This window comes from Roseiarcus sp., assembly GCF_052145395.1.
Taxonomy (GTDB): Bacteria; Pseudomonadota; Alphaproteobacteria; order Rhizobiales; family Beijerinckiaceae; genus Roseiarcus.
Genome location: NZ_JBKQOT010000895.1, coordinates 1 through 5,480 on the forward strand (window position 1 = coordinate 1; position 5,480 = coordinate 5,480).

Annotated in this window: 4 protein-coding genes, 1 tRNA gene and 1 pseudogene; 1 reads left to right on the plus strand and 5 read right to left on the minus strand. The window is 62.8% G+C overall.

Features of this window, described 5'->3' with window-relative positions:
* Window positions 1-116 precede the first annotated feature (116 nt).
* The 5 genes and pseudogenes from ACLP25_RS31025 to rpsL all read right to left on the minus strand — a co-directional run bounded on the left by ACLP25_RS31025 (window position 117) and on the right by rpsL (window position 4,718).
* Complete coding sequence (locus ACLP25_RS31025; RefSeq protein WP_442472937.1) at window positions 117-1,346, minus strand: M48 family metallopeptidase; 1,230 nt, start codon at window positions 1,344-1,346, stop codon at window positions 117-119.
* 37 nt (window positions 1,347-1,383) lie between these two features.
* The gene (locus ACLP25_RS31030) at window positions 1,384-1,788 is read right to left on the minus strand and encodes an SPASM domain-containing protein (RefSeq protein WP_442472935.1); all 405 of its coding nucleotides are present in this window, start codon (window positions 1,786-1,788) and stop codon (window positions 1,384-1,386) included.
* Window positions 1,789-1,790: 2 nt separating this feature from the next.
* Window positions 1,791-3,731: pseudogene (gene fusA / locus ACLP25_RS31035) on the minus strand (elongation factor G); the annotation flags it as partial.
* Between the two features lie 33 nt (window positions 3,732-3,764).
* Window positions 3,765-4,235, minus strand: a complete 471-nt coding sequence (gene rpsG, locus ACLP25_RS31040) for a 30S ribosomal protein S7 (RefSeq protein WP_442472936.1) — start codon at window positions 4,233-4,235, stop codon at window positions 3,765-3,767.
* 111 nt (window positions 4,236-4,346) lie between these two features.
* Window positions 4,347-4,718 carry a 30S ribosomal protein S12 gene (rpsL, locus tag ACLP25_RS31045; RefSeq protein ID WP_113889154.1) on the minus strand — a complete coding sequence of 124 codons (372 nt, stop codon included), beginning with the start codon at window positions 4,716-4,718 and terminating at the stop codon, window positions 4,347-4,349.
* 616 nt (window positions 4,719-5,334) lie between these two features.
* Here rpsL and ACLP25_RS31050 point away from each other — a divergent pair.
* Window positions 5,335-5,411, plus strand: a tRNA-Arg gene (locus tag ACLP25_RS31050).
* Window positions 5,412-5,480 lie beyond the last annotated feature (69 nt).

Below are 5,480 nucleotides of genomic sequence, written 5' to 3' on the forward strand. Positions count from 1 at the left end.
AGGTCGCGAGGCAAGGCGCGAGGAGGAGCCATAGTGCGTACTATGGCGACGACGAGCAACGCCGCCTCGCGAGCTTAGACCGAGCGAGAATTGATGCGAATTTCCAACTCAGGACACTATTGCAGGGCAAGCCGTTTCAAGCGCGTGATGCGTGCCACCGCGGAAGGGTGGGAATCGTAAAACGCCGAATGCACGCGATCCGGGGTGAGCGTCGTGGCGTTGTCGCGATAAAGCTTGACCAGGGCCGTGATCAAATCGGCGGCATTGGAATGTTCGGCGGCGAAATCATCGGCGGCAAGTTCCTGGCGGCGCGACCACCAAGATGCGAGGGGCGTTGCGAAAAAGGTCAATGGCGGGACGATGAACGCGAATAGCAGCAGCGCCATCGCCGCCGTTTGGGGCACGCCGAAAGCCGTATAGAATCCCGGCTCGCGCGCCAGCAACCCAAGCAGCGCCAACCCCGCCAGCGCGCCCAACAGAGACGTGATCATCCGTTGGCGCACGTGATGCAGACGGAAATGCCCGAGTTCATGAGCAAGCACCGCTTCGATCTCGTTGAGCTCGATCCGTGCCAGCAATGTGTCGAAGAATACGATGCGCTTGTTGCGTCCGATACCGGTGAAATAGGCGTTGCCATGAGCAGAGCGCCGCGAACCATCCATGACGAACACGCCGCCGCTTGCTGAAAATCCACAGCGTTCGAGCAACGTCTCGACGCGTTGCTTGAGCGCGCTATCGGTGATGGCGCTGAAGCGATTGAACAGCGGAGCAATGAACCGGGGTGCAGCCCACGTCAGGCTGAGGGTCGCGCCCAACCAGACGAGCCATGCCCACGCCCACCACCAGGTGCCCGCCCGTTCCATGAGCCAGAGGGTGGCGAATGCAAGGGGTGCACCCACTACCAGCCCCAGCAACAGTCCCTTCGCGGCGTCGACGGCGAAGAGCCACGACGACATCCGATTGAATCCGAAGCGCGCCTCGAGCCGAAACGTTCTCCACAGGGCAACCGGAGACCTTAGCAACTGGAGAACGAGGAACACGGTCACTATGACAAGGCACCCATGCCAAGGCTCGGGCCATTGCCAATGACGGACCAGCGCATCTACCGCGGCGAGCCCGCCGCCCACGGTAAATCCAAGTTTGGTGATGGCGTCGAGGAGCGTAGCCCAGCGCCCCAAACGCACCCGAGCCATGGTGTAGTCCGCAGCCCTCTGTTGCTCCGCAAGCGCAATTTGCCCAGTGAATATGTCCGGGACCCGGTCGCGGTGCGCGTACACCGCCGCAATTTGGCGGGATGCCAGCCACAGACGGATGGCCGTCTCCGCGATCAGCGCGGCAACGAACATCCAGGTCAACCAATTCATCGGCCGCTGCGGATTCGGGTCACGGAAACAGCGTAGCGGAATTGGCCGGGGAACGGAACACGAGGGGTTTTTCGGCGTCGCGCACGCTGGGCCGGTCCGCCAGCGCCACCGCCTCGGTGACCAAGTCATGATACGGCGACAGCTCGCACACTGGATCGGCGTTGGCCGCATCACCGGTCAATAAATGGGCCTGGCAGCGACACCCGCCGAAATCGCGAGTTCTTTCTGGACAGCTACGGCAGGGTTCCTTCATCCAGGCATCGCCGCGAAAGTGCGTGAACGCGTCGGACTCGAGCCAGATGTGCGCCATGCTCTTCTCGCGCACCGTCGGGAACTCGAACCCGGGCAGCATCCGCGCCGCATGACACGGCAATGCCGTACCGTCCGGGCTCACGGTGAGGAAAACGGAACCGAGACCATTCATGCAGGGCTTCGGGCGGCGCTAACCACGGCGTTGGCGCGCATATCTTGACCCTGCACATGTCCGCGACGGGAGAGCAGATCGCCCATCACGAAGCCGGTGTGCTCTTCCGGACTTACGACTTCCACCTTCATGATCGGCTCGAGCAGAACCGAACCGCCTTTCTGCAATCCTTCGCGGAAGGCCGCGCGGGAAGCGATCTCGAAAGCGAGCGCCGACGAGTCGACATCGTGGTAGGCGCCGTCGACCAGAGTCGCCTTGACGTCGACGACCGGAAACCCTGCCAGAACGCCTGATCCAAGTACGCTCTGGAAGCCCTTCTCGACGCCGGGGATGTACTCCTTCGGCACCGCGCCGCCGACGATCTTCGATTCGAACGACGAGCCCGCGCCGGGCTCGGCCGGCTCGAACACGATCTTGACCTTGGCGAACTGGCCAGAGCCGCCAGACTGCTTCTTGTGGGTGTAGTCGATCTCGGTCTTCTTGGTCAGCTTCTCGCGGTAAGCGACCTGCGGCGCGCCGATGTTGGCGTCGACCTTGTAGGTGCGCTTCAAGATGTCGACCTTGATGTCGAGGTGCAGTTCGCCCATGCCCTTGAGAATCGTCTGGCCGGATTCGGGGTCCGTCGAGACGCGGAATGACGGGTCCTCTGCGGCGAGCTTTGACAGCGCGACGCCGAGCTTCTCCTGGTCGGCCTTCGACTTCGGCTCGATCGCGATCTCGATGACCGGCTCCGGGAACTCCATCTTCTCGAGGATCACCGGCTTCATGGTGTCGCAAAGCGTATCGCCCGTGCGGGTGTCCTTCAGGCCGGCGAGGGCGACGATGTCGCCCGCATAGGCTTCCTTGATATCCTCACGATTGTTGGCGTGCATCAGCAGCATACGGCCGACGCGCTCTTTCTTGTCCTTGGTCGAATTGAGCACGGTGGTGCCCGATTCGATCTTGCCCGAATACACGCGGCAAAAGGTGATCGTGCCGACGAACGGGTCGTCCATGATCTTGAAGGCGAGCATGGAAAAGGGCTCGGAGTCCTTCGGCAGTCGAAGGATTTCCTCGCCGGTGTCGACGTCCACACCCCTGATCCCGCCGCGATCGACAGGCGAAGGCAGGTAGTCCACGACCGCGTCGAGCAGAGGCTGCACGCCTTTGTTCTTGAAAGCCGAGCCGCAGAGCACCGGCACGAAGGTGATCTGCTTGACCGCCTTGCGGATGCACTTCTTCAGCGTATCGATGTCGGGCTCGTGGCCATCGAGATAGGCCGTCATCACCTCGTCGTCGAGTTCGACGGCGGCCTCGATGAGCGCGTGGCGGTACTCTTCCGCCTTCGCCTGGAGGTCGGCCGGAATTTCCTCGTCGTGGTATTTCGCGCCCAGGCCCTCGTCTTCCCAGACGACCGCCTTCAAGCGCAGGAGGTCGATCACGCCCCTGAAGTTGGACTCCGAGCCGATCGGCAACTGGATGCAGACCGGACGGCCGCCGACCTTGGTGTTGATCTCCTCGACGCAGCGGTAGAAGTCGGCGCCGATCTTGTCCATCTTGTTGACGAACACGACGCGCGGAACCCCATACTTGTCGGCCTGTCGCCACACAGTTTCCGTCTGCGGCTCTACGCCCTGGTTGCCGTCCAGCACGCATACGGCGCCGTCGAGCACGCGCAGGCTGCGCTCGACCTCGATCGTGAAGTCGACATGGCCGGGGGTGTCGATAATGTTGAGACGCTTGTCATGCCAGAAAGTGGTCGTCGCGGCGGACGTGATGGTGATGCCGCGCTCCTGCTCCTGCTCCATCCAGTCCATGGTCGCGGCGCCGTCGTGGACTTCGCCGATCTTATGGGACTTGCCCGAGTAGTAGAGGATGCGCTCCGTCGTCGTCGTCTTTCCGGCATCGATGTGGGCCATGATGCCGAAATTACGGTAGTCTTCAATAGCGTGGCTGCGCGCCATGATCCTGATCCCGTTTCAGTGGAGGACGGCTGCTTACCAGCGATAGTGGGCAAACGCACGGTTGGCTTCCGCCATGCGGTGCGTGTCCTCACGCTTCTTTACGGCGGCGCCGCGGTTGTTCGATGCGTCGAGAAGCTCCGCCGAGAGGCGGTCGATCATGGTCTTGTCGTTGCGGTCGCGCGCAGCGGCGATGATCCAGCGGATCGCCAGCGCCTGGCGGCGGTCCGTGCGCACTTCGACGGGCACCTGGTAGGTCGCTCCGCCGACGCGGCGGGAGCGGACCTCCACGGCCGGCGCAACATTCTCGAGCGCCTGCTTGAACACCGCGAGCGGATCGGACTTGGCCTTCGCCTCGACGCTGTCGAGGGCGCCGTAGACGATCTTCTCGGCGACCGACTTCTTGCCCTCGTACATGATGGTGTTCATGAACTTCGCGACGACGACGTCGCCGTACTTGGCGTCGGGGATGATCTCGCGCTTTTCAACGCTGTGCCGGCGGGACATGGCCTAACTCTTTCTTCTCCGTCATGGCAGGGCTTGACCCAGCCATCCATTGAAACTTCCAAGGGATCCCCGGATCGTCTCCGTCCGGGGATGACCCTACGCTGCTCCGGGTCACTTCGGACGCTTGGCGCCGTACTTCGAGCGCCGCTGCTTGCGGTCCTTGACGCCCTGCGTGTCGAGCACGCCGCGGAGAATGTGGTAACGCACGCCGGGCAGGTCCTTGACTCGGCCGCCGCGGATCATCACGACCGAGTGCTCCTGCAGATTGTGGCCTTCGCCGGGAATGTAGCCGATGACCTCGAAGCCGTTGGTAAGGCGAACCTTGGCAACCTTGCGAAGCGCCGAGTTCGGCTTCTTCGGCGTCGTGGTGTAAACGCGCGTGCAGACGCCGCGCTTCTGCGGGCTCGCCTCGAGGTGACGGGCCTTCTCACGGTAGGTCTTCGGTTGCCGCGGCTTGCGGATCAACTGGCTAATCGTCGGCATGTCGAGCCCTTAACTTCCCGTTCCTTGCGCCCAGCCGCGAGGCCGGACAGAAATGCGTCGCCCATCGCTGCGCGCAGGTTGTCCAACGCGCGAAACCAACAGCGCCCATGAACCCGTCTCCGGGCTCGGGCGCCGCCGAAAGCAGAGGACCACGGGCGATCCCGCGATCGTGCGAAACAGAAACCGGCCCCTCACAGGGCCGGATATGGCTCGTCGATGAGATCGTCAGTGTTTAGAGCCGTTGGGTACCGGACGCGGCGTCCGGTACAGCGAAGCCCTACGACCTGCCGAAAGCGCGCGGAACATATGCGGACGCCCAGTCATCGTCAACTTTTTTTTTCGGCGAAACCGGGGACCGACGATCGTTTTCTCCACAGTCCTCGGAACGATAGTCCTACGTGCAGACCGCGCTCGGCGAACCCGGAGATCGAGGGCAAGCTTCAAGGACGTTTCCGAAAGCGGGCACGCGCCCGCGCTGTGCGTCCGAAAGCGGCGCGAGCGCCCGCGCCGGTACACGCGAACAGGGGAAATTGGCTCTTGCCTGCGCCAGCAAAAGAAGCTAGAGCCGCCATCCGTTTCGGGGCGGCGGCGTGCGCCGACGCTCCGGAAATACAGGGCGCCCGTAGCTCAGCTGGATAGAGCACCAGACTACGAATCTGGGGGTCGGGAGTTCGAATCTCTTCGGGCGCGCCAGCAACTCTCTGATAATATTGGACGAATTGTTGACGTTTCCCCGCGGCTCGCGGCAAGGACTTTGTTGCG

Bases quoted from the DNA above. Each gene is read 5' to 3' on its own strand.
- ACLP25_RS31030 (WP_442472935.1), bottom strand. From the start codon at position 1,788: ATGAATGGTCTCGGTTCCGTTTTCCTCACCGTGAGCCCGGACGGTACG.
- ACLP25_RS31025 (WP_442472937.1), bottom strand. From the start codon at position 1,346: ATGTTCGTTGCCGCGCTGATCGCGGAGACGGCCATCCGTCTGTGGCTG.
- rpsL (WP_113889154.1), bottom strand. From the start codon at position 4,718: ATGCCGACGATTAGCCAGTTGATCCGCAAGCCGCGGCAACCGAAGACC.
- rpsG (WP_442472936.1), bottom strand. From the start codon at position 4,235: ATGTCCCGCCGGCACAGCGTTGAAAAGCGCGAGATCATCCCCGACGCC.